The organism is Cupriavidus sp. BIS7, assembly GCF_000292345.1.
In the GTDB taxonomy this organism is placed as follows: domain Bacteria; phylum Pseudomonadota; class Gammaproteobacteria; order Burkholderiales; family Burkholderiaceae; genus Cupriavidus.
On sequence record NZ_ALOU01000080.1, the window covers coordinates 1 to 22,080 of the forward strand.

General features: G+C 66.0%; 22 protein-coding genes. 7 read left to right on the forward strand and 15 right to left on the reverse strand.

All coding sequences use genetic code 11. From position 1 onward, the window contains the following. Positions 1–55: 55 nt before the first annotated feature. The 11 genes from gspF to gspG all read right to left on the reverse strand — a co-directional run bounded on the left by gspF (position 56) and on the right by gspG (position 11,551). Positions 56–1,273: a type II secretion system inner membrane protein GspF gene (gspF, locus tag B552_RS0124205; protein WP_019451643.1), complete on the reverse strand. Its 1,218-nt coding sequence runs from the start codon at positions 1,271–1,273 to the stop codon at positions 56–58. Positions 1,274–1,291: 18 nt separating this feature from the next. Continuing rightward, a complete protein-coding gene (gspE, locus tag B552_RS0124210) occupies positions 1,292–2,767 on the reverse strand; it encodes a type II secretion system ATPase GspE (RefSeq protein ID WP_019451644.1) in 1,476 nt (491 codons plus the stop codon). Positions 2,768–2,866: 99 nt separating this feature from the next. Continuing rightward, entirely contained in the window at positions 2,867–5,218 is a 2,352-nt protein-coding gene (gspD, locus tag B552_RS0124215; protein ID WP_019451645.1) for a type II secretion system secretin GspD, read from the reverse strand. A gap of 35 nt (positions 5,219–5,253) precedes the next feature. Next, positions 5,254–6,060 (reverse strand): type II secretion system protein N, encoded by an 807-nt coding sequence (locus B552_RS0124220; protein WP_019451646.1) that lies wholly within the window; start codon positions 6,058–6,060, stop codon positions 5,254–5,256. Next, positions 6,060–6,626, reverse strand: coding sequence for a type II secretion system protein M (locus B552_RS0124225; RefSeq protein WP_019451647.1), 567 nt, complete (start codon positions 6,624–6,626; stop codon positions 6,060–6,062). The genes B552_RS0124220 and B552_RS0124225 overlap by 1 nt, the downstream gene beginning before the upstream one ends. Further along, the gene (gene gspL, locus B552_RS0124230) at positions 6,623–8,200 is read right to left on the reverse strand and encodes a type II secretion system protein GspL (protein ID WP_019451648.1); all 1,578 of its coding nucleotides are present in this window, start codon (positions 8,198–8,200) and stop codon (positions 6,623–6,625) included. The genes B552_RS0124225 and gspL overlap by 4 nt, the downstream gene beginning before the upstream one ends. Positions 8,201–8,456: 256 nt before the next feature. Then, positions 8,457–9,467 carry a type II secretion system minor pseudopilin GspK gene (gspK, locus tag B552_RS0124235; RefSeq protein WP_026036008.1) on the reverse strand — a complete coding sequence of 337 codons (1,011 nt, stop codon included), beginning with the start codon at positions 9,465–9,467 and terminating at the stop codon, positions 8,457–8,459. 2 nt (positions 9,468–9,469) lie between these two features. Beyond that, complete coding sequence (locus B552_RS0124240; RefSeq protein ID WP_019451650.1) at positions 9,470–10,174, reverse strand: prepilin-type N-terminal cleavage/methylation domain-containing protein; 705 nt, start codon at positions 10,172–10,174, stop codon at positions 9,470–9,472. Next, complete coding sequence (gspI, locus tag B552_RS0124245) at positions 10,152–10,568, reverse strand: type II secretion system minor pseudopilin GspI (RefSeq protein ID WP_019451651.1); 417 nt, start codon at positions 10,566–10,568, stop codon at positions 10,152–10,154. The genes B552_RS0124240 and gspI overlap by 23 nt, the downstream gene beginning before the upstream one ends. Next, positions 10,565–11,077, reverse strand: a complete 513-nt coding sequence (locus B552_RS0124250; protein ID WP_019451652.1) for a GspH/FimT family pseudopilin — start codon at positions 11,075–11,077, stop codon at positions 10,565–10,567. The genes gspI and B552_RS0124250 overlap by 4 nt, the downstream gene beginning before the upstream one ends. 15 nt (positions 11,078–11,092) lie before the next feature. Beyond that, positions 11,093–11,551 (reverse strand): type II secretion system major pseudopilin GspG, encoded by a 459-nt coding sequence (gene gspG / locus B552_RS0124255; protein ID WP_019451653.1) that lies wholly within the window; start codon positions 11,549–11,551, stop codon positions 11,093–11,095. Between the two features lie 211 nt (positions 11,552–11,762). Between gspG and B552_RS0124260 the strand changes: the two genes are divergently transcribed. The 5 genes from B552_RS0124260 to B552_RS0124280 all read left to right on the forward strand — a co-directional run bounded on the left by B552_RS0124260 (position 11,763) and on the right by B552_RS0124280 (position 15,849). After that, the gene (locus tag B552_RS0124260) at positions 11,763–12,215 is read left to right on the forward strand and encodes an Rrf2 family transcriptional regulator (RefSeq protein ID WP_026036009.1); all 453 of its coding nucleotides are present in this window, start codon (positions 11,763–11,765) and stop codon (positions 12,213–12,215) included. A gap of 91 nt (positions 12,216–12,306) precedes the next feature. Further along, the gene (gene hmpA, locus B552_RS0124265; RefSeq protein WP_019451655.1) at positions 12,307–13,527 is read left to right on the forward strand and encodes an NO-inducible flavohemoprotein; all 1,221 of its coding nucleotides are present in this window, start codon (positions 12,307–12,309) and stop codon (positions 13,525–13,527) included. Positions 13,528–13,639: 112 nt separating this feature from the next. Then, on the forward strand, positions 13,640–14,305 hold the full coding sequence (locus B552_RS27850; RefSeq protein WP_237718355.1) for a general secretion pathway protein: 666 nt from the start codon (positions 13,640–13,642) through the stop codon (positions 14,303–14,305). A 184-nt stretch (positions 14,306–14,489) separates the two neighbouring features. Then, entirely contained in the window at positions 14,490–15,104 is a 615-nt protein-coding gene (locus B552_RS0124275) for an EF-hand domain-containing protein (RefSeq protein WP_019451657.1), read from the forward strand. Positions 15,105–15,354: 250 nt separating this feature from the next. Further along, complete coding sequence (locus B552_RS0124280) at positions 15,355–15,849, forward strand: Lrp/AsnC family transcriptional regulator (protein ID WP_026036010.1); 495 nt, start codon at positions 15,355–15,357, stop codon at positions 15,847–15,849. A 96-nt stretch (positions 15,850–15,945) separates the two neighbouring features. On the opposite strand, the gene B552_RS0124285 is transcribed toward B552_RS0124280, so the two are convergent. Further along, positions 15,946–16,644, reverse strand: coding sequence for a GNAT family N-acetyltransferase (locus B552_RS0124285; RefSeq protein WP_019451659.1), 699 nt, complete (start codon positions 16,642–16,644; stop codon positions 15,946–15,948). A gap of 322 nt (positions 16,645–16,966) precedes the next feature. Here B552_RS0124285 and B552_RS27855 point away from each other — a divergent pair, with 322 nt between their 5' ends. After that, positions 16,967–17,557 (forward strand): NAD(P)H-dependent oxidoreductase, encoded by a 591-nt coding sequence (locus B552_RS27855; RefSeq protein ID WP_051003615.1) that lies wholly within the window; start codon positions 16,967–16,969, stop codon positions 17,555–17,557. Further along, positions 17,554–19,368 (forward strand): glutathione-regulated potassium-efflux system protein KefC, encoded by a 1,815-nt coding sequence (kefC, locus tag B552_RS0124295; RefSeq protein WP_019451661.1) that lies wholly within the window; start codon positions 17,554–17,556, stop codon positions 19,366–19,368. The genes B552_RS27855 and kefC overlap by 4 nt, the downstream gene beginning before the upstream one ends. Positions 19,369–19,371: 3 nt before the next feature. On the opposite strand, the gene B552_RS0124300 is transcribed toward kefC, so the two are convergent. From B552_RS0124300 to paaE, 3 genes are all read right to left on the reverse strand, one after another. Further along, on the reverse strand, positions 19,372–19,992 hold the full coding sequence (locus tag B552_RS0124300) for a TetR/AcrR family transcriptional regulator (RefSeq protein WP_019451662.1): 621 nt from the start codon (positions 19,990–19,992) through the stop codon (positions 19,372–19,374). Between the two features lie 54 nt (positions 19,993–20,046). Beyond that, a complete protein-coding gene (locus B552_RS0124305) occupies positions 20,047–20,844 on the reverse strand; it encodes a DUF1835 domain-containing protein (protein ID WP_019451663.1) in 798 nt (265 codons plus the stop codon). A 142-nt stretch (positions 20,845–20,986) separates the two neighbouring features. Continuing rightward, the gene (gene paaE, locus B552_RS0124310; protein WP_019451664.1) at positions 20,987–22,072 is read right to left on the reverse strand and encodes a 1,2-phenylacetyl-CoA epoxidase subunit PaaE; all 1,086 of its coding nucleotides are present in this window, start codon (positions 22,070–22,072) and stop codon (positions 20,987–20,989) included. Positions 22,073–22,080 lie beyond the last annotated feature (8 nt).

Consider the following 22,080-nt stretch of genomic DNA (forward strand, 5'->3'; position numbering starts at 1 on the left):
CCCGCATGCGGGAGAGGGGTCGGGGGAGAGGGCAGGCGTTTAAACCGCCGCTGCGCTACCTGACCAGCTGATTAATCTCGATGATCGGCATCAGCACGGCCAGCACGATCATCAGTACCACTACACCCATCGTCAGGATCAGCAGCGGCTCCAGCAGGCTGGTCAGGAACAGCGTGCGGCGCTCCAGTTCCTGGCCTTCGCCGGTGGCCGCACGATCGAGCATCACGGGCAGGTTGCCGGTGGCTTCGCCCGAGCGGATCAGATGAACCAGCACGGGCGGGAACTGGTTTTGCGCGGCCAGCGCGCGCGCCAGCGATGCCCCTTCACGCACGCGCGTGGTGGCATCCTCGACGTTGGCCTTGAGTGCCTGATTGGTCAGCGTTTCCCCGGCGGCCTGCAGGCTGCGCAGGATCGGCACGCCGGCCGAAACCAGGATCGCCAGCGTACTGGCAAAGCGCGCGGTGTTGTATCCGCGAATCAGCTTGCCGACGAGCGGCGCGGTCAGCAGCCACCGATGCCACGCCAGCCGGATGTCCGGCTGCTTCAGCAGGCGGCGAATGATTGCGACAACAACAGCGATAACCCCCAGCGCCGCCCACCACCAGTTGCGCACGAAATCCGACAGCCACAGCATGACAATGGTCAGCGTGGGCAGCTTCTGCTTGGTGTTGGCAAACACGCTGACCACCTGCGGCACCACGTACGACAGCAGGAAGATCACGATCGCAAACGCCACGACGGTAACGATGGCCGGGTACGTGAACGCAAGCCGGATCTTCGATGTCAGCGTGTTGCGTGTCTCGATGTACGTGGCCAGGCGCTCAAGCACCATGCCCAGATGGCCCGAGTGTTCGCCGGCCGAGACCAGTGCCCGGTAGATATCGGGGAAGTCCTTCGGGTTCTGGGCCAGCGCGACGGACAGCGAACTGCCACCCATCACCTCGGCGCGGATACCCGCGAGCAACTCGTGCACATACTGGCGCTCGGCCTGGTCGGCCAGCGCGCCAAGTGCCTCGTCGAGCGGCAGGCCGGAGACGATCAGGCTGGCAAGCTGGCGCGTGAACAGCGCCTGCTCCTGCGTGGACAGGCGCCGCACGAATGCGCTGCCGCCGCTGCGTTTTGCCAGCCCGGCGCCAGCGAGCGGATCGACGGTGATCGGCGTGAGCCCGCGTGCGCGCAACTGCGAGCGCGCCTGCTTCGGGCTGTCGGCCTCGATAACGCCGCGATCGGCGCGACCGGCGGCGTCAGCGGCTTCGTAGCGATAGGCTGGCATGCGGCTCCTTGATCCCGCTTAGTCGCGCGTCACGCGCAGCACCTCTTCGAGCGACGTGGCGCCGCTGTCGATCCAGCGCTGCGCATCGCCGCGCATCGTGTGCATGCCCTTGGCCAGCGCCACCTGCTTGATCTCGGATTCGGGCTGCTGCCGGTGGATCATCGTCTGGATTTCGGCATCGACGGTCAGCAGTTCATACACACCCATGCGGCCCTGATAGCCGGACTGGCCGCATTTTTCGCAGCCCACCGCGTGCCAAACGCGCTGCAGCGGCTTGCCCTCGGCTCGCAGTGTTTCGGCTTCACCGGGTCTGACTTCGATCACTTCCTCACGCTTGCATTGCGGGCAAAGGCGGCGTACCAGCCGCTGCGCCAGCACGCCGATCAGCGACGACGACAGCAGGAACGGCTCGATCCCCATGTCGACGAGTCGCGTCACCGCCGAGGCCGAATCGTTCGTGTGCAGGGTAGCCAGCACCAGGTGGCCGGTCAGCGATGCCTGTACCGCGATCTGCGCGGTCTCCAGATCGCGGATTTCGCCGATCATGACCACGTCCGGGTCCTGCCGCAGGATCGCGCGCAGGGCCTTGCCGAACGTCATGTCGATGCGCGGATTGACCTGGGTCTGACCGATGCCGTCGAGGTCGTATTCGATCGGGTCCTCGACGGTCATGATGTTCGTCGTGCGCGCGTCCAGCCGCGACAGCGCCGCGTATAGCGTGGTGGTCTTGCCGGAGCCAGTCGGCCCGGTCACCAGCACGATGCCGTGCGGCTGGCGGATCAGGTCGTCAAAGCCGGCCAGTGTTGTTGGCGACATGCCGAGCTTGGCCAGGTCGAGCCGGCCCGCTTCCTTGTCCAGCAGACGCAGCACCGCGCGCTCGCCGTGGCCGGTGGGCAGCGTCGAGACGCGCACGTCAACGGGGCGGCCGCCCACGCGCAGCGTGATGCGGCCGTCCTGCGGCAATCGTTTCTCGGCGATATCGAGCTGCGCCATGATCTTGATCCGCGAGATCAGTGCGCCATGCAGCGCCTTCTTCGGGCGCACCACGTCGCGCAGCGTGCCATCGACGCGGAAACGCACGACCGAGGCCGACTCGAACGGTTCGATGTGGATGTCCGACGCCTGCTCGCGCGCGGCCTGCGTCAGCAGCGCGTTGATCATGCGGATGATCGGCGCGTCGTCCTCCGATTCCAGCAGGTCTTCCACGGCCGGAATGTCCTGCATCAGGCGCGACAGGTCGACTTCGCCCTCGACCTCGCCCACCACCTGTGCGGCGGAGCCATCCTGGCGGTTGTAGGCGTCGGACATTGCCGCTTCGAGTGCGGCCTGTTCCAGCACGCGCAGATGCAACGCACCGTGCACGCGCGCCACTTCCGCCAGCGCGGCCGGCGAAGTCTTGCGGCTGACCCAGACCTCCAGGCCATCCGGGCGCTGATGCGCGATCAGCAGCGGCGCCTCGCGCGAGAACGAGTACGAGACCAGCCGCGCCGCCATCGGCGAGGGCGTCTCGAGTGACGACTCAAGCGCAGCCTCATGTGGCGGTTCCGTTCCGGCGGAAATTGTCACTGGCGTGTCGGTTGCCATGATGATGCTTTAGCCTTGCGTGCCCTGGAAGCCTTGCGACAGCGGACGCGGCGGCGCCTTGGGTGCGGACTGCGGCACGGACTGCGACGAAGGCGCTGACGGCTGTCCCGGCTCGAGCGGCAGCGGGCCGGGTACTGGACCGTTATAGCGCGGATCGACAAACGGTGTGGTCGGCGCATCGGCCGGCGGCAGCACCGGCGTGTTCTGATCACGCACCACGATGTTCGGCGACACGAAGCCCTGCTGCTGGCCGCGGATGTAGTCGTAGCGGTCCTGCGTCAGGCGATCGGTGGCACTGGCCGTACGCATCACGTAAGGGCGCAGGAACACCAGCAGGTTGGTCTTCGAGCGGTTCTTGTTCTCGTAGCGGAACAGTGAGCCGATGTAAGGGATGTCGCCAAGCAGCGGCACCTTCTGCACGTTGTCGCCGTAGTTGTCTTCGATCAGGCCGCCGAGCACGATGATCTGGCCATCGTCCACCAGCACGTTGGTCTCGATCGAACGCACGTTGGTCGTGGGGCCCTGCGGCAGCGTGAGCGTGCCGGGCACCACTGTCGAGGACTCCTGGTAGATCTGCATCTTGACCAGCCCGCCCTCGGAGATCGTCGGGCGCACGCGCAGCGTGATGCCAACGTCCTTGCGGTCGAAGGTCTGGAACGGCGTCACCGTGGCGGTGCTGCCGGTCTGTGCGTACGAACCCGTTGTGATCGGAATGTTCTGGCCGATAAGGATCTTGGCCTCTTCGTTCTCAAGCGTGATCAGGTTCGGCGTCGACAGCAGGTTCACACTCGTGTTCTGGCCCAGCGCGTGCAGCAGTGCACCCAGGCCAAGCGCCTTGTTGACCACGCCGATGTTCAGCCCGGCGACATCGGGCACCAGGTTGGTGATGGCGGCCAGGCCGGCCGTCTTGTTCTGGTTGTACAGCGCCGCGGCCGCGGTCAGGTTAATGATGTTCTGGCCGCCCGTGCCGAAGTTGGTCCCGGCGAATCCCTGGGTGTTGCCGCCAGAATTGATCAGCCCCTGCCACTGGATGCCAAGCTGGCTGTCCAGCGTACCGCTGACTTCCACGATCATCGACTCGATGTAGACCTGCGCGCGTCGCGCGTCGAGGTCGTCGATCACGCCGCGCAGGTTGCGGTAGACCGGCTCGCTGGCGGTAATGATCAGCGAGTTCGTCGAGGGGTCGGCCTGGATGATGCCGCCCGTGGTCGGCTGCTGGTTGACGGCGAACGACGACGAGAAAGCGTTGCTGCCGCCACCGCCGAAACTGCTGCTGCCTGTGCGGTTGGCGGTACTGGTGCCGCCGCCGGTGTACTGGCCGGTCTGCGGAGCCGAGGTGGTTTGCATCGCGCCGCCCATGCCGGCCGCGCCGCCACCGGGCTGCGCCGAACTGGAGAAGCTGCCGTCGGCCGCGACGATGGCGCGCAGCGTCGCTGCAAGCTTCACGGCATCGGCGTTCTTGAGCGGCACCACCCAGATGTTGCCGGGCCGTGCGAACGGCTGGTCGATCTTCTCGATCAGCTGGCGTGCCTGCTGCACGCGTGCGCGGCTGGAGGCGCGGATCATCAGCGAGTTGCTGCGCGGCTCCGCCACCACGGTGGTGCGCAGGCTGGCGTCGGTTGCACCGCCGCCGGCGCCGCCAGCGGCGGACGGATCAAGCAGCTTCTGCAGGACCACTGCCGCATCGCTGGCCACGGCGTTCTTGAGCGGTATGAGTTCCACTTCGCCCGATGCCGGCGCGTCCACGGCGGCGATGATGCGGGCCAGCCGGCGCAGGTTGTCCGCGTAGTCGGTGATGACCAGCGTGTTGTTGGCCGGGTACGCGGTGATCGTGTTGTTCGGCGCGATCATCGGCCGCAGCACTGGCACCAGGTTGTTGGCCGATTCGTAGTTCAGGCGGAATACCTGCGTCACCACCTGGTCACCACGGCTGCCGCCGGGGCCGATCACCGTGGGCGAACCCTGCAGCTTGGCGTCGGCTTCCGGCACGACCTTGGTGAAGCCGTTGGATTCCACCATCGCGTAGCCCTGCATGCGCAGTACGGAACCGAGCGTCTCCAGCGCCTGCGCGCGCGAGACTGGCTGCTCCGTGACCAGGTTCACAGTGCCCTTCACGCGCGGGTCGATCACGAAGTTCTTGCCAGTGGCCTGGCCCACCGCCTTCACCACCGAATCGAGATCGGCATTGACGAAGTTCAGCACCACCTGGTCGCGATTGCGCGGACTCACGTCGTTCGGTTGCGGTGGCTGCTGGGCCTGGGCCCAGAGTGGTGCAGGCGCCAGCAGCGACAGGCTGCACAGCAGCACAACGGCGCGGGCGCAGGCGGTACGGAAGACGGGTTGGTTGGCTCGGGTTTTCATCATCGATTCAAAGCGGGCTGCCGGTGGCGGGGGCCTCAGAAGCGCAGCCTGGTCACGTTGTCCTCATGTCGTCCCAGCAGGCTCATCAGGCCTGCCAGCTGGGTGGCCACTTCGGGGTCGGTACGTGCCGTGCCATCGAAGCGTGCCTGCTGGCCGAGTGTGCCGCTGCCCTCCAGGTACAGCGGCCCGGCCGTGGTCTTCAACTGCAGCCTGCCGTCCGCGCCGGTCAGATCGACCTCGGCGCGATAGCTGCCCAGCGGGCGCAGCCGGCTGACTGCCGCGGACATCTGGTCGAGTTGCATCGACAGGTGCCCGTACTTCTGGTTGCCGGCGAACCGGCCCTGCAGCGCCGACCATTCGATACGCATCGTGCCGTCCGGGCGCAGCGTATTGAACGGCGCGCCAATGCCCTCCAGCAGCGACGCAGGCAGTCGGATGCTGCCCGGCTGCACGCTCCATCCCGATGGCGTGACCGCCACGGCAACCGGCGCGGTCATCGCCTCGGTCTGCGTCAGCGCCACGCGCAGCGTGCCGGTCAGCAGCGGCCAGAACGCCACGTCCCACGCCAGGCGGCCCGGCAGTACCGTGGCGGTCTGGCTGTCCGCGCCGGCCGATAGCGCTACCGTGGCGCTGCCGTGCCAGATCGTGCCAGCCGCATCGGCCAGCAGCACGCGGCGTTGCGTTTCGCTGGCGACGCGATCCGCGAGCCACACGGCCGGCATCGACGCAACCACGGTCACGCCGATCGTGACCGCACCGAGCACGGCCCAGCGCAAGCGCTGCCAGCCGCGTGGCGCGCGGACTTGCCGGCGCGGCAGGCGCAGGGCTTCAAGCCGCGCCATCAGTGGCCGCCAGCGTCGGGGCCCTGCAACGTCGCGGTCACGTTGACCAGCGCCGTGGCACCCACGTAGCTGATGCGTGCATCGGTGACCTTGAGCCGCTGCTGCAGCCGCACATCCTGCAGCCATCCGGCCACGGACCCGAACGGCGCCTTGTCCAGTTGAAGCTGGACGGCGTTGTCGGCTGTCGCCATCAGGCGCGTGGCCTTCAGGCCGTGCTGCCCCAGGCTGTCCTGCAGCGCCTGCGTCAGCGCATCGCCGCGCAACGACGGCCCGCGATTGGCCGACAGGCCGCGCGCTTCCTGCGCCAGCGTTTCCATCTCCGCCAGATCGGCACGCAGCGCCGGCAGGTTGCGCGCAAGGCGCGTACGTTCGATCGATGCGGGCTCCCACAGCAGCAGGTAGCCAAAAACAAGTACAAGCACCACGGCGCCGCCGCCGAGGATGGCCTGCTCGCGCGGATTGCGCGCGTTCCAGAACGCGCCGAACTGTTCGCGCCAGCGTTCCGGAATGCGCGGCTTGAGACGTGCGAGCCGCGCGGTCAGGGCGGTTTGATTGCCGTGCTTCATGACGCAACCTTGCCTTCCGCCTTCACGGTCCAGCGCGAACCGGGTGGCGTGGGCCCGCCGCCCGCCCGCACGGCGGCGTCCGGCGGATTCCTGTCCTCTTCCATCTGCAGACCGATCTGGCGCACGGCGTTCTGCAGTGCGGCGGTGTTGGTGCCGGGCTTGAGCGCGACATAGAGCGTGCCGGCGCGGTAGTCGAGCTGCAGCAGCGCGTCGGGCGCCAGGTCATGCGCGGCACGCGCAAAGCCATCGGCAAGCGGCAGGAAATCGCTCGGCGTGCTGCGGCCGCTGGCGGTGCGCAACTGCTCCACCTGTCGGCGCATCAGCAGCGCCGGTTCCGCCACGGGCGGCACATTCGGAAATACCGCGTGCAGCAGGTCCACCTGAGCGGTTTCCAGGCGCCTGGCTTCGTTGCGCAACATCATCCACTGCACGTTCATGCCGACGATCTGCACGAGCACCAGCGTAATGGCCAGCGCGGCTGGCATACGCCATGCACGCAGGTTCCAGCGATCCATGCGGCCCTGGGCGAATTCGAACTGGGCCAGATCGAGCTGGGGCTGCTGCAGGCATTCGTCGGCGCCAGCCAGCCAGATGCGCCACGTCTCGGACACGCCTGTAGCGCGCGCTGGCGCACGCTGCGTGCGCAGTGCCGGCACGGGTGCGTCAGCCAGTGCTGCGCTGTCGCCGTGCCATTGGCCCGCCGGGGCCAGTGCCTGCCATGCGGCCAGCGCGTTGTTGTTGAGCAGCAGGCCAAAGCCTTCGTAAGGTCCCGTGCGTACGGTCAACTGCCAGAGACGGGAGATATTGCCGGGCGCGGGTGCTGCGGTGTCGAGCAGCAGGCCCGACTGCGCCAGCGCAGAGGTGGCCGCTTCCACAACCAGCGTGGCGGGGTGCTCCGGTTCGCCGGCGGCCGTTGGCACCTCCGGCGCGGCGGGCTGCGCAGCCGCGGGTGCGGCCGATGTGCGTGCCACCGGTTCAGGTCCGGGCGCCACGGCCAGCACGGGTTCGCGAAGTGGATCGAATGCGGGCTCGAATGCGGGCTCGGTTGCGGGTTCGGGTGCGCCGGCCATCGCCGGCACCAGCGGCAGGCAAAGCTGGGCCGCCACCACGTGCCGGCGGCGATGCTTGTGTTCGGCGAACTGGTCGAGCGCGGCGCGCAGCCACGCGCGGTCCGTCACCATCAGCAGGCGGCGGCGCGCCCCGCGCGATGGCGCAGCGCCATCGAGTGCCGGGCCCAGTGCGATGTGGCAGGGCGCGGCGTCGGTGGCGAGCATGTCCTCGACGAGATTGGGCAGCGCAAGCCGCAGCCGGGCCGGGGGCAGCGGCGGCACCACGGCGGCCGTCAGCAGCACATCGCTGGCTGCGACGATCAGCACCAGGCGGTCCGCCGCCGGCATTTCCGCAGGCAGGGCGTGGCCTTCGCGCAACAGTTCGGGCGCGCGACCGGACGCCGGGCGACGGCTCCTGTCCCCTACGGGCGTGCGTGCCAGCGCAAAAGGCATGGCGCCGAACTGCCACGGTTGCGGCTGGTCGTGCGGCCGGTGCGGCAGGCGGACGTAGAGGGTGGTGCTCAAATTTTCCCTGTAATCAGTGGAGCTTTCGTGCCGAGGATGCCCGGCGGGAGCGCCCGGGCAATGCAAGATCTTGCTGAGGGCATCCCGGCGGCGGCTGGCCGGGCGGCTGACAGCCGACCGGGTTCGGCGCAGCAGCATACCTTGCCTGTGTGACTAACTAACGTCAATAGCGTGCCATCCCAACTTGCAGGCGGCCGAAAAGCGTTCGTGAGCCTGGACAAAAGCGGCTTCCGATCCGTGGCTGGATGGGGCTTGTTCAGGTTGCAGCGGGCATCGCGTCCGCGTCGCGTACCCAGATGATGCGTGTGGTGTTGCCGCTGCCCTGGACGTCGGCGCGGTAGACCAGCGATACCTTTAGCCGCCGCGCGCGGTCGTGCCGCACCAGCCCATAGATCAGGAAGTACCGCGTGCGGACGTCGAGCACATTGGCGCCGGCGGTGGCTTGCGGCGCAATCGCCTGCAACTGCTTCGTGATGTCGGCGGTATTGTTGAAGTAGGAGCGGTCGCGCTGGCGCACCAGTTCGCGCGCGCGGTCGAGAGGCAGGCCGTCGATTACTGCCGCCAGCACCTCGGCCTCCGCGGTGTTGGCGTTGACGGCGGTACGCTCGGGCAGCACGGTCACGAACCGGTCGAGCGTATCGATCATTTCGGGCGTATAGCCGGGGATGGCGAGCAGATCCTGCACGCTGTCGGGTGGGCGCGGCACGGGCTGGCCATCGCCAGACACCCCCTTGGCCGCGCGCAGGAAATACTGCGCCGTGGGTTCGGCCAGCGCCGCGTTCATGCCGAGCGTTTGAAGCAGGCGACCAAACGCCGTCACCGACGCAGGGTCGAGGCCGAGCGTGCGCCCCGTGCTATCGGTCGTCCATTGATAGAGGTTGGTCAGGTTGAAGCGCGCCTGGGCGTCCAGGATGCGGCCGGACACGAACGATGTCTCGCCGCTCTGGTCCGTGCGCAGCCCCGCGCCAAGGAAATCCGACAGGCGCGTTTCTGCCACCGGAACTGCCCACGGCTCGCCGAGATAGTCGATATTCGAGCGGCGCTGGTCGTCGCGCAGGATCAGGCGGGCCCAGTCCACCGCCGCGCGGTCGATCCACTGCGCCTGCGCCATCAGGCGCTGGTTCTCGATCGAACGGATCTGCACCTGCTGGCGCCAGAGCAGGCCGGATACCACCACTACGGCCAACGTCACGATCAGCAGTGCCGTGACGACCGCGGCGCCACGCTGGCGCGACGTCGGGGAAAGCAGGGTGGGGCGGCGGCGCATCATCAAAGTCCCGTCATGCAGATTTTCTGGAACTGGCGCGGGGTGTCGCCATCGCCCATGCGCGCGAACACCGTCAGCTCAATCGCCCGGATGGCGGCGTTGTTCGATACGTTGCCAAGTGCTGCCTGCGCATCGCTGGCAGCGCCGACGGCCGCCGCCGCGCTGCCCTGCTGGATGGCGGCACTCACGCGCCCGTTGTCTGTCAGCCAGCCAGCCGGCTCCACCCAGACACGTGCGGACAGCCGTCCGGCGTCAGCCAGCAGCGGGCGTGTTTGGATGCCCGTGCCGCCCGCCTGCCGCAGCGCCTGGATCGCGTTCTGCACTTCATTGCGCGAGTTCGCCTGACGGCTGGCCGCGCGTACGACAGTGTTGCCGTCGACACGGTAAGTCACCACCTGCCAGGCGGGCGGCATGCCGGAATCGCGGCGATCGCGGACCATCAGGATCTGGTTCGGCGCAAGTTCCACCGGGCTCGCCTGAAGCAATGCCGGCTGGGTCAGATGCTCGCAGTCGGACTGGAACTGGCCGTAGAGGACCTTGAGCGCATCAAGCCGCGCGTCATGATCGACCAGCCGCTCGCGGCTGCGTGTCATCGATTCGAGCGCACGCCAGCCGATCACGGCCATCACCGCCAGCAGCGTGATCGCCACCAGCATTTCGAGCAGCGTGAAGCCGCGGCCAAGGTCAGAGCACGTTGCGCGTTTCATTGGGCACCAGCGTGACAAGCCAGGCCAGCCGCACGGACTTGTTGGCGGCCGACGGATAAACCGCGATCTCGACGCGGCGGAACGAAGGGTTTGGCGTGCCGGAGACGGATTCCTCGCACCACAGCGCCACGCCGCCCTGCGGACAGTCGTAGCCGCGCGATCCGGGATCGGGCCAGGTCTTCGACAGACGCAGCGTGGCCAGGTGATTCTCGGCGCTGAACTCGGCCAGCATGCGCTGCTGGAGTGACGCGCTCGATTCGGTCATCGAACCCATCGCGCGCATCGCGGCGGTGAGCGCCACGGCAAGGATCGTCAGTGCGACGAGTACCTCGATCAGCGTGAACCCGCCGTGGCGGGCCGCTTGACGAGCCGAAAGGGGGCGAAGGGCGTTCATTGCAGGACTGTGGCCACGTAGCGGCCGCTGCCGTCACCGGTCACATCGACGCGGATATTGCCGCGTGTCAGCACCAGGCGCTGCGGCTCGTCGATCAGCTCGCGGCCAAATACCAGCCGGACCGGACCATTACCCAGGCGGCGGCCGCCTTCGGCCACCACGGCGCCGTCCAGCGGCACCCGCCATTTGCCTGGCGCGAAGATGTCGGTGCGCATCGGCAGCCATCCCTGCGGCGTGGATTCCAGGAAGCGCCAGCCGTTGGCGTCGCCCTCCCAGGCCAGTGGCCGGGCCCCGAGCTGGGCATCTTCCTGGGCGAGTTCGAAAAGGCGGGCAATGCGCTGGCCATCGTCGAGCACGCGCCCGCGTTCATTGGGCGAGGCGTTGACGGCGACCAGCGAAATGACGATGCCGGCGATCACCATGACCACCAGCAATTCCAGCAGCGTGAAGCCGGCAATCCGGCGACGGTGGAAGAGGGCGGCGGGGCCGCGCAACGTCGCCGGACGCATGGGTAGTGAGGGGGATTATTCCCAGTTGCCGATATCGGCGTCGTTGCCGCTGCCGCCGGGCTGACCGTCCGCGCCGAAGCTGAACACGTCGATTTCACCGCGCACGCCGGGGTTCAGGTACTGGTACGGGTGACCCCAGGGGTCCTTCGGCAGCTTTTCCAGGTAGCCGCCGCCCTTCCAGTTGTTGGGCACCGGTTCGACGGCCGGCTTGGTCACCAGAGCGGTCAGGCCCTGTTCGGTGGTGGGATAGCGGCCGTTGTCGAGCCGGTATAGCTTGAGCGCCTGCATGATCGACGAGATGTCCTGACGCGCGGCGACAATACGCGCTTCGTCGGGACGGCTCATGATCTTGGGCACCACCAGAGCAGCCAGCACACCCAGGATCACGATCACCACCATGATTTCGATCAGGGTGAAGCCGCGCGCGCGGCGGCGTTGGCTGGGGAGTCGGTCTAGCTTGGCGATTCTGCGCATCGTGTGGTGTGCCTTGGATGTGTTGACGGAAAAGCGCCGCGCCGAGGCAGACGGCACGGCGGATATGGTTGAAAAGTATAACCGCCGCTGCGTGACTATTTAGCGTGCTCAATAGTGACCTTTTCTGCGCATGTGTTCCCATGTGCACTGGCCTGCAACTGCAACAAAAATCTTGCATTGAAGATGCACGTTATCTATGATTCGACGCACGATGCAACTGACCCGATTCTCCGACTACGCCCTGCGCCTGCTGATGTACGTATCGCGCGGCGACGGCAGCCGGCCGATCACGATTGCCGAGGTTGGCCAGCAATTCGACATCTCGCATAACCACCTTGTGAAGGTGGCCGCGCGATTGTCGAAGCTCGGCTGGATTTCGGCCACGCGCGGGCGCCATGGCGGCCTGCAGCTTGGGCCCGGTGCCGAGAAGCTGACTGTCGGCACCATCCTGCGTGAACTCGAAGGGCACAAGGCCGTCGTCGATTGTGCCGACCCGCCCTGCGCGCTGAAAGGCAACTGCCGATTGAAGCGGGCGCTGGACGACGCCGAAGAGGCGTTCTATCGGGCACTGGATGGCGTAACCCTGGCCGAAGTGTCCGGTAGCCGCACGGCCGAATCGCTTATCAGCCTGCATCTGGATTTCCTGCGCCGGCACGTGGCATAAGGGTCCGGGGCCAACCCCGACCAATGTCCCGCGCCGGCTTTATTGTGCGAAAAAACATGCATTATTAATGCATGATTAAAGGAGTTTGTAGATGTTGTCCGCTGCTTCCCGCCCCTACATCGATGCCAGCGTCCCCGTGCTGCGCGAGCATGGCCTCGCGATCACGACGCACTTCTACCGCGAGATGTTCGCCGCGCGGCCCGAACTGAAGAGCATCTTCAACATGGGCAACCAGGCCAATGGCTCGCAGCAGCAATCGCTGGCCTCGGCTGTGTTTGCGTATGCAGCCAACATCGATCGCGCCGACGTACTGGCGCCCGTGGTGGAGCGGATCGTCCACAAGCACGTGGCCGTTGGCCTGACGCCGGCTCACTATCCGATCGTGGGCAAGTATCTGCTGGAAGCCATTGCCGCCGTGCTCGGTGACGCCGCCACGCCGCCGCTGCTGGCCGCCTGGGATGAAGCGTACTGGCTGCTTGCCGGGGAACTGATTGCCGCTGAAGCGCGCCTCTATGAGCGCCACGGCGTGGCACCGGGCCAGCTGGTGCGCGTGCGCGTGGTCAGCCGCGAGCAGGAAGGCGACCAGGTGGTGGCACTGACGCTGGCTGCCGACGATGGTTCGGCGCTGCGCGACTTCGCGCCGGGTCAGTACATCAGCGTCGAGGCAATGTTTGCGGACGGCCGCCGGCAGCTTCGCCAGTACTCGCTTTCCGGCGAGCGCGGCCTGCCGACGTGGCGCATCTCGGTCAAGCGCGAGGACGGCAATGAAGCGTCGCCGGCCGGCACGGTATCGAACTGGCTGCACGATAACGCTCAAGTTGGCACGACGCTGCACGTCAGCACGCCGTGGGGCGACTTCGCTCCCGAGATCGACAGCCGCCAGCCGATCGTGCTGATGTCCGCCGGGATCGGCGTGACGCCGATGGTGTCGGTGCTGCGCACGCTGGCACAAGAGAATCCGCACCGCCCGGTGCTGTTTGCCCATGCCGCCCGTCACGGCCGTCACCACGCACACCGCCGCGATGTGGCCTGGGCGCGCGAGCGGATGCCCAACCTGCGTACCCACGTCAGCTACGAAGCGCCTAGCGCTACGGATGCGTCGGGACGTGATTTCGACCACGCCGGCACCATGCCGGTGGAATCGCTGCTGAAGTCCTCGGACAACGCGACTTTCAACGACGCACGCTTCTACCTCTGCGGCCCCATCGGCTTCATGCAGGAACAGCGTCGCGCACTGATCGCATCCGGCGTGCCGGTCGGCCAGATCCACCGCGAGGTCTTCGGCCCGGACCTGCTCGACGACATCCTCTGATCGACGCAGCAGGCTGACAGCGGACGGCGGACGGCGGGCAAGGGACGACAATCGTCACTTGCCTCTGGTACGCTAGGCGATCCTTGTTTCCAGACGCCTGGCGTACCGACTCGTGCCAACCCTGCTCCGGCCTGCTTTCCGCTTCGACCCATCCGCCGCCTGGATGCCACGCGCGGCCAGCCTGGTGCTCTTTGTTGCACTGTGCGCGCTGGCAACCCACTGGGTGCTGACATTCAGCGCGATGCGGACGATTCCCGTACCAAAATCCGCACGCATCGCACAAACCGAGCCGGTTGAAACGGGTGCCGTGGCGACACTGTTCGGCGGCAGCGCGCAGGCGGGTGTGCGCGATGTCCAGTTGATCGGCGTGGTGGCGGACCTCGATGGCGTGGGCCCTGCGGCGGCGATTCTGTCGCTCGACGGTGGGCCGCCCAAGGCCGTGCGCGTCGGTGCATCGCTGTCTCCTCAGATTCGTCTGACGGAAATTCATAGCCGCAATATCGTGATCGAGCGCAACGGCGTGCGTCAGGAAATCCAGCTGCCGGTTCAGGGCGCGATGATTCCAGGCCGGGCTGGCAACGTTCCCGCTGCGCCGCCGGCTGGCGCTGGCGCACCGCTCTCGACGCCGATGCCGGCACCGCCTGCCCCATCGCCGGTAACAAACGCACCGGCCCAGCCGCCCGAGAACATGGCGGTTCCGGGACAGAACGCGCCGCAACCGATCCAGCCGACGCCGCCGCAGGGCGCGGTCGGTGAAAATCTCGGCGCGAAAGACTAGGAACGCCAGGCGCGGCGCCGAATTCCCGGTTTCAGAATATTGCGCACTGTTTGAATATCTTGCGTCCGTTTACGGCATTCGTCCGTTCTGTGACCTCCGTAACATCGTATTAAAAGCGCCAACTCTGCGCGGTTGTCTGCGTTCTAATCTGTACATGCCCAACGTGATGAAAAGGAGCACAGACATGCAACGCAATCACAAGACGCACGCACTCAAGCAATTCATTGCAGCCTCGGCGGTCTTCCTGGTCGCCGGCGGCGCCTTTGCGCAGGCCGCCGCGCCTGCCCCGTCGGGCGGCCCCCAAGGCGGCCCCCAAGGCGGCATGCCCATGCACCGCATGGGTGGTCCCGGTGAACACCGTGGTGGCGACTGGATGTTGAAGTCGATCGATACGGACAAGGACGGCACGATCTCGAAGGCAGAGTGGGATGCGCTGTTCAACAAGATCGACACGAACCACGACGGCAAGCTCGACAAGGCCGAACTGGAGGCCTACCACAAGGCCATGTGGGAGCAACGCCGTGCCGAGATGAAGGCCGAGTTCGAGGCCAAGTTCAAGGCGGCCGACAAGAATCATGATGGCGCGCTGACCCGCGACGAGTTCAAGGCCGCGTTCCCGCGCATGGCGGACCGTTTCGACCAGTTCGATACCAACCACGATGGCAAGGTGACGATGTCCGAGATGGAAGCCACCATGCAGAAGATGCACAAGGACCGCATGGAGCGCATGGAGCGCCGTGGTCCGGGCGGCCCCGGTGCGGCCCCGGCGCCTGCCGCGCCTTCGAGCAGCGGCAACTGAGCGGCCAGACCTGCTGGCGAGCGCGACCTTCGGGTCGCGCTTTTTTTTTGCAATGAATCTGCCAGGAATGATGCTTGATGCGCGGCCTGACGAAAGCTGGCACCATCCTTGCCTCTGCAAGTTGTTGCATTTCTCCGGCGCATTGCGCTCGTGAAGGCGAGTATTGCATTAAAGAAATTGCGTACTTGTGCACGGCTTGCTAAATTTGCGCAAGAAAATTGCCGACAAATATTTTGCGGAGCAACAAAACGTGAGCAAGGTGGAGCTGGACAAGATCGACCGGAAGATCCTGGAAGTCCTGCAGACCAATGGGAGGCTGACCAACCTCGAGGTGGCTGAGCGAGTGAATCTGTCGCCGAGCCCCTGTCTGCGTCGCATCCGTCGGCTCGAGGAGATTGGCGTGATTCGCCAATACGCAGCGCTGCTGGAGCCCAACAAGATCGGGCTGGGCCTGCTCGCCTATATCAACGTGCGGCTGGAGAAGCAGGGCGGCACCCCGAAGGGCAAGGCGCCGCTTGACCTGTTCCGTGCGGCCATCCACACGTGGCCGGAGGTGGCCGCCTGCCACGCCATGACCGGCGAGATGGATTTGCTGCTGAAGGTCTATGTGGAAGACATGGAGCACTTCGCGCGCTTCATGCAGGAGCAACTGCTCGCGCACCCGTCCGTGATCGATGTACGGTCGAGCTTCGCGCTCGAATCGATCAAGGACACCACGGCGCTGCCCGTGGCCGGCGGAGCGTGATCGGCGGCAGTAAATCGACGCGCACAAAAGAGCACAAAAGGAAACGGCGCACCGCCTGGGTGCGCCGTTTCCTTTTCCAGCCGTCCGTTGCCGGCGTCAGGCTGTGCCTTTCTGCGGCACCAGCGAGCGCCAGAAGCGCAGGCCGAAGCGGCGGGCGTCGCGCAGATTGCGGCGCACCATGTAGTCGAGATCGGCAACCTGCTCGTCGATGGCCTCGGTCAGGCGGCTCACGGTATCGGCCGGCGGCAGTTCCAGGTACGCGTCCGCTTCACCGTATGCGTACTGCACTTTCATGCCGGCCTTCTTGGCGATGTGCATCATCGCGGCGTTGCGCGACAGGCAGTGCATATAGAGCGTGCGCACGCTGGTATTGCGGCCATGCATGGCGGCCCGCTCGAACAGCGAGCTGCCGATGCCGCGGCCGCGTGCGCTCTTGGAGACCGATACGCCGAACTCGGCGACGCGCCCCTGCGCGTTGTCGCGCAGGTTGGCGAAGTGGCCGACACCGACCAGTTCAAGATTGGCGTCATAGACACCAAACACACTGTCGTGGTCGAAGTCGATGCTTTCCACGTACGCCTCGACCACGTGGTCACCAACCGATTGGCCGAAGCGGAGCAGGCGATCTTCCTCGCCAAGGGCGAGAAAATGCTTGAGCAGGCGCGAGCGATGGTGGGCAGCCAGTTCACGAACCAGAATGGTGTGACGATGGGCTGCCTGGCTTGCTTCGGCTGCACGGCGGAGATCTTCGTCGGTTACGGCTCCGACGGCCTTGCTCAGTTCGAGCGGATTCACTTGGTTTCCTTCTTCAGTGATCGGTATAAAAATAGCACCGACGCTGTGTATGCCCATGCACTTTCGTGCGACGATGCGCCGGATCCGGGCAAACACTAGGTTGCTGCGGCGCGAAAAGTATTGTAGTGGAATTGTCAGTCTCGTGTAAGCATGCGTGCGCCGCAACATCCACTTGAAAGTGTGACATTTCGAAAAATTGAGCCAAATCAACGGTTTGGCCGTCCAGTAGTGACGCCATCGGGGTGCGGATTGTGGATTTGCTGCAACGCCGCATATTTTCGGTTGCCGGTCACCAATGGACCCGTTCCGCATCCAGGACTACATGACCGAGCCCCCCATTGTTGTGATTTACGCGCACCCCGCGCCCCGGCGCTCTCGCGTCAACCGCCCCCTCGCCGAGGCGCTGGCTGCGTTGCCGCACGTTGAGGTGCGCGAGCTGTACCGGCTCTATGTCGATTACGACATCGACGTCGTGGCCGAACAACGGCTGCTCTCGACCGCGGAGACGGTGGTCCTGCAATTTCCCGTGCGCTGGTACAGCGTGCCTGCCCTGCTCAAGCTCTGGCTCGACGAAGTCCTCGAGAGCGGCTGGGCCTTTGGCCCTGGCGGCACGGCGCTGCGCGGCAAGTCCATGCTCGCCGTGATCAGCACGGGCGGTCACGCCGACGCCTATGGCCCCGACGGCGTCCACGGCCACCCGATTGCCGACTTCCTGCTGCCGCTTGAACAGACCGCGCTGCTGTGCGGCATGACCTGGCTGCCGCCCGTGGTCCTCCACGACGCCGACAACGCCGATAGCGATGCCGTGGCGTTGCATATCGAGCACGTGGCCCGTCATCTTCCGGCCCTGCCGCTGCCCCAGGAGACGCAGCAGTGGACCCGCGCGGAAGTGGCCGGGGAGGACGCGTCATGAACCAGCACGATTTCATGATTGCGCTGGTCGTCTTCCTGGTGGCGGCGGTGGTTGCGGTGCCGCTTGCGCGACGCTTCGGACTGGGCGCTGTGCTCGGATACCTGCTGGCGGGCGCGGCAATCGGGCCGTTCGCGCTGCGCCTGGTTACCAACGTCGAGTCGATCCTGCATTTCTCAGAATTCGGCGTGGTCCTGATGATGTTCGTGATCGGCCTGGAACTCGAACCACGCAAGCTCAAGAACCTGCGCAAGACGATTTTTGGCTTTGGCACGGCGCAGATGGCCGCGTGTGCATTGGTGGTGGGAACACTGGCTGCGCTGCTTGGCGCGCCGTGGCAGATCGCGGTCGTTGCGGGGCTGGGTCTGGCGCTGTCCTCCACCGCCATCGCGTTTGCCACGCTGGCTGAACGGAACCTCATGGGTACGCCGGCTGGCGCGGCCAGCTTCGGCATCCTTCTATTCCAGGACATCGCGGCGATTCCGATGATCGCGTTGCTGCCGCTGCTGGCGGTAGATGCGGCCGGCGTGGCCCCGCACGGCCCGCCGCACTGGCAGACCGCGGCCCGAGCGGTGGCCGCAATCGCCATCGTGGTGGTGGGCGGCCGGTACCTGGTGCGCCCGGCGCTGCGCTTCATCGCGCGCACGGACATGCGCGAGATGTTCACCGCATTTGCGTTGCTGCTGGTGGTGGGTATCGCGCTGCTGATGGACGCCGTGGGCGTGTCGATGGCGCTTGGCACGTTCGTGGCCGGCGTGCTGCTGGCGGATTCCGAATACCGCCATGCGCTGGAGGCCGACATCGAGCCGTTCAAGGGACTGCTGCTCGGCCTGTTTTTCATGGCCGTTGGCATGTCGATCGACTTCGGCGTGCTCGCGCAGGCGCCGTGGAAGGTGCTGGGACTGGTGGCCGGCTTCGTGCTGGTCAAGACGCTGGTGCTGACGCTGCTCGCGCCTCGATTCGGGATTGCGCGCGGCCAGTGGCTGCTGTTCGGGCTGCTGATCTCGCAAGGCGGGGAGTTCGCATTCGTGGTGTTCGGCGTTGCCGGCAATGCCGGCTTGCTGCCCGAGCGTATCGAAGCGTTGCTGGTTCTGATCGTCGCGCTGTCGATGGTGGCCACGCCGCTGATGCTGCTCGTTTTCGATCGTTTGATCGCGCCACGCCTGCACGCGCTTACGCGGCGGCCTGATGACGCGATTCCGCCGCAGCGCAATCCCGTGATCATTGCGGGCTTCGGCCGGTTCGGCCAGATCATTGGTCGCCTGCTCTACGCACAGGGTATCGGTGTGACAGTGCTTGACCACGATCCCGACCAGATCGAGTTCCTGCGCCAGTATGGCTTCAAGATCTTCTACGGCGACGCCACGCGGGTGGACCTGCTCGAAGCGGCAGGCGCGGGGGAGGCAAAGATCCTGGTGGTGGCGATCGACGGCATGGAAGACAGCCTGGCGCTGATCGACCGCGTGCGTGAACGGTGGCCGGAGTTGACCATCTACGCACGCGCGCGCCACGTATCGCACGTCTATCAGCTAAAGGATCGCGGCGTGGAGATCTATGAGCGGGAGATGTTCGAGGGATCGTTGATGATGGGGCGCCGGGTGCTGGAAGGCCTTGGCTTCGACCCGACCGACGCCCGCAGCGTGGCGCTGCGCTTCCGGCGTCACAACATCCAGGGGATCGACCGCTTCTATCCGTACTACACCGATCAGAAGAAGCTGGTGTCGCTGGCCAAGCAGGCGCGCGACGAGCTTGAGGAAATGTTCCGCCAGGACCGCGAGCAGCGGCAGAAGCGCGAGGAGGCCGAGTGGTCCTGACGACTAGCCCGCGGCGCGGGGCATACGCGGCGTCAGGCCGCCTTCCAGCAGCTCGATCACCATCTCGGCAAACTCGGCGTAAGACAGCTTGCCGCCCGGCTTGAGCCACGTGAACGTCCAGTTGATCATGCCGAACACGGTCATGGTCAGCGCGGTCTGGTTGTCTCGCGTGACCCGGTCCGGGTAGGCCAGCCGCAGCAGGCGCGAAAACGCGGCCACCACGTCGCGCTCGCGCTTGAGGATCTGGTCGCGCTGTTCCTCGGCCAGGAACTTGACGTCGTTGATCAGTGCGATATGGCGTGTCTGTGACGTCTCGTACTCGGCCAGGAACGCCCGCAGCAGATGGCCGAAGGTTTCGCGATTGTCCAGTCCGCGGCGCTCGCTTTCTGCCTCGACCCCGGTGACGATCAGCATGAGCTGGCGTGTGTAACGGTCGAGCAGGTCGAACAGGATCGCTTCCTTGCTCTCGTAATAGTGGTAGAGCCGGGCCTTCGACGTACCGCAGGCGGCGGCAAGGTCGGCCATTGACGTGCTTGGGTAGCTGGTGGCGGCAAAGGCGGCCGCAGCCAGGTCAAGGATCTGTTCGCGTTGCGCCTCGAAGTCGGGCGCTTTGGTTCTGGCCATATGGGTCCGAAATGTCCGCCTGGAGTCAGCGCCCGGGTCGGGTTTGACGCGGGATTACTCGTCGCTGGCGGCGATGTTGTTGCGGCGGATCTCGCAGGTGTCGAGCGCTTCCGGGTTGCCACGCAGCAGGAGCTGGCCCGTGCTTACCAGTTCCCGGCAGCGCCAGAATACGAACCAGTCGCTGGCCAGCAGCCCTTCGATCGCGCCCATGACGCTGCCCACGACCTGGGCGGCAGGCGTCCAGTCGTCCGGGGCTCGCTCAAGGATCACGTCGTCGACGGTGTGATAGGCGGCCGGAACCAGCGTATTGCCTTTCCACAGGCGCACGTCGGCATTTTCCTTGACGTTCTGCTGCCACTCGTAGCCCAAACGGCCAAGGCGCAGCACCGAGACCGGCGCGATCGTCGAAAACCGGCGCGCCAGCCGTGCCGCCGGATACATGCCGATGGCGGTCAGGCTGCCATGCGTGGGCGTCTCCAGCTCGCGCAGGTCCATCGCCACTTCGTTGATGCGCTGCGGCGCCTGGTAGAGATGAAAGACCACGCGACGCAGCATCAGCTGGTCGGACGCGCTCTGGCCGTGCCAGATGGCAACCTCCATGTTGTCGCGCCGAAGGGACTGAAACTGCTCCAGCGCCTGGCGCATCTCGGCGCCGAAATCGATATCGGAATGGGGAGCCACCCGCTGCCAGAAGCCGGAGCGGATCAGGCCGGTGCTGTCGATATCGGCAATGGGGCCGACGGCGAGGTCATCGCGCAGGACGACCACCGGATCTGGACGGGCCGCCTGGGCCAGAGCCTGGCGCAGCGTGTTGCCCGCGACATCGCCGTTGACGACATGAATGTATTGCATGACCGGGATTGTATAGGGTGCGACGGATCAAGCGTGCCCCGCCATTGTAATCACGGCATGTGGTCAATCGCGCATGGTGATGCCCCGGCGTGTGGGTTTCCTACCATAGTCGCGGCCAGGGTCGGCCCCCACGTCGGGACGGCTAGCGTTCGTCGTAGCTGACCACCACGCGCGGCGTCAGCGCCCGGGCCTGGCAAGTCAGCACAAAGCCCTTTTCCATCTCCCACGGCTCGAGCGTGTAGTTCTTCTCCATTTCCACCTTGCCTTCGAGCACCTTGGCCCGGCATGTGCAGCAGACCCCGCCCTTGCACGCGTATGGCAGATCCAGGCCTGCGGCCAGCGCGGTGTCCAGCACTTTGCCGTCGGCCATCGGCAGGCGCATCTTGTGCTGCTTGCCGTCCAGCACCACCACCAGTTCCGCCGTTCCGGCCTGTTCGGCGTGGGGAGGCTGCACGCGCCTGGGCTGGTCCAGCGGCACGCCAAAACGCTCGGCGTGAATCCGGTGCGGATCGAGACCGGCTGCCTTGAGCGCGTCTTCCACCTCGTCGATCATCGATGCCGGGCCGCAGACGAACGCCGCGTCGATGTCATCCACAGGGATCAGCGTCTGCAGGAACCTGCCCACGCGCTCACCGTCCACCCGGCCGTGCAGCAGGTCCACTTCCTGTGGCTGGCGCGACAACACGTGGTACAGCGTAAAGCGCGACAGATACTGGTTCTTCAGATCCTCCAGCGCCTCGGAGAAGATGATCGTATCGACGCTGCGGTTGCCATAGACCAGCGTGAAACGGCTGTTCGGCTCCATGGCAAGTGTGGTGCGGATCAGCGAAAGCACTGGCGTGATGCCGCTGCCTGCCGCGAAGGCGACGTAGTGATGCGCCGCGACGGGGTCCAGCGGCACGTGGAACCGGCCGTCGGGGGTCATGACGTCCAGCGTCTGGCCGGCGGTGACGTTGTCGTGGACCCAGGTCGAGAACACGCCGTCGTCGACAAGCTTGACCGCCACGCGAAGCTCCCCGCGCTCGGCGTAGTCCTGCACGCCGCAGCAGATCGAGTACGAGCGGCGCACATCCTTGCCGTCGACCGGCGCTTTCAGCGTCAGGAACTGACCCTGCGTGAACCGGTAGGCGTCCCGCAGCGTGTCGGGAACCTCGAACGCGATCGACACCGTATCGGACGTTTCCGGACGAACCTGCGCCACGCGCAGCGGGTGGAACTGTGGGGTCATGGCCGGTG

Bases quoted from the DNA above. Each gene is read 5' to 3' on its own strand.
- gspF (WP_019451643.1), bottom strand. From the start codon at position 1,273: ATGCCAGCCTATCGCTACGAAGCCGCTGACGCCGCCGGTCGCGCCGAT.
- gspE (WP_019451644.1), bottom strand. From the start codon at position 2,767: ATGGCGGCGCGGCTGGTCTCGTACTCGTTCTCGCGCGAGGCGCCGCTG.
- gspD (WP_019451645.1), bottom strand. From the start codon at position 5,218: ATGAAAACCCGAGCCAACCAACCCGTCTTCCGTACCGCCTGCGCCCGC.
- B552_RS0124220 (WP_019451646.1), bottom strand. From the start codon at position 6,060: ATGGCGCGGCTTGAAGCCCTGCGCCTGCCGCGCCGGCAAGTCCGCGCG.
- B552_RS0124225 (WP_019451647.1), bottom strand. From the start codon at position 6,626: ATGAAGCACGGCAATCAAACCGCCCTGACCGCGCGGCTCGCACGTCTC.
- gspK (WP_026036008.1), bottom strand. From the start codon at position 9,467: ATGCGCCGCCGCCCCACCCTGCTTTCCCCGACGTCGCGCCAGCGTGGC.
- B552_RS0124240 (WP_019451650.1), bottom strand. From the start codon at position 10,174: ATGAAACGCGCAACGTGCTCTGACCTTGGCCGCGGCTTCACGCTGCTC.
- gspI (WP_019451651.1), bottom strand. From the start codon at position 10,568: ATGAACGCCCTTCGCCCCCTTTCGGCTCGTCAAGCGGCCCGCCACGGC.
- B552_RS0124250 (WP_019451652.1), bottom strand. From the start codon at position 11,077: ATGCGTCCGGCGACGTTGCGCGGCCCCGCCGCCCTCTTCCACCGTCGC.
- gspG (WP_019451653.1), bottom strand. From the start codon at position 11,551: ATGCGCAGAATCGCCAAGCTAGACCGACTCCCCAGCCAACGCCGCCGC.
- B552_RS0124260 (WP_026036009.1), top strand. From the start codon at position 11,763: ATGCAACTGACCCGATTCTCCGACTACGCCCTGCGCCTGCTGATGTAC.
- hmpA (WP_019451655.1), top strand. From the start codon at position 12,307: ATGTTGTCCGCTGCTTCCCGCCCCTACATCGATGCCAGCGTCCCCGTG.
- B552_RS0124275 (WP_019451657.1), top strand. From the start codon at position 14,490: ATGCAACGCAATCACAAGACGCACGCACTCAAGCAATTCATTGCAGCC.
- B552_RS27855 (WP_051003615.1), top strand. From the start codon at position 16,967: ATGACCGAGCCCCCCATTGTTGTGATTTACGCGCACCCCGCGCCCCGG.
- kefC (WP_019451661.1), top strand. From the start codon at position 17,554: ATGAACCAGCACGATTTCATGATTGCGCTGGTCGTCTTCCTGGTGGCG.
- B552_RS0124300 (WP_019451662.1), bottom strand. From the start codon at position 19,992: ATGGCCAGAACCAAAGCGCCCGACTTCGAGGCGCAACGCGAACAGATC.
- B552_RS0124305 (WP_019451663.1), bottom strand. From the start codon at position 20,844: ATGCAATACATTCATGTCGTCAACGGCGATGTCGCGGGCAACACGCTG.
- paaE (WP_019451664.1), bottom strand. From the start codon at position 22,072: ATGACCCCACAGTTCCACCCGCTGCGCGTGGCGCAGGTTCGTCCGGAA.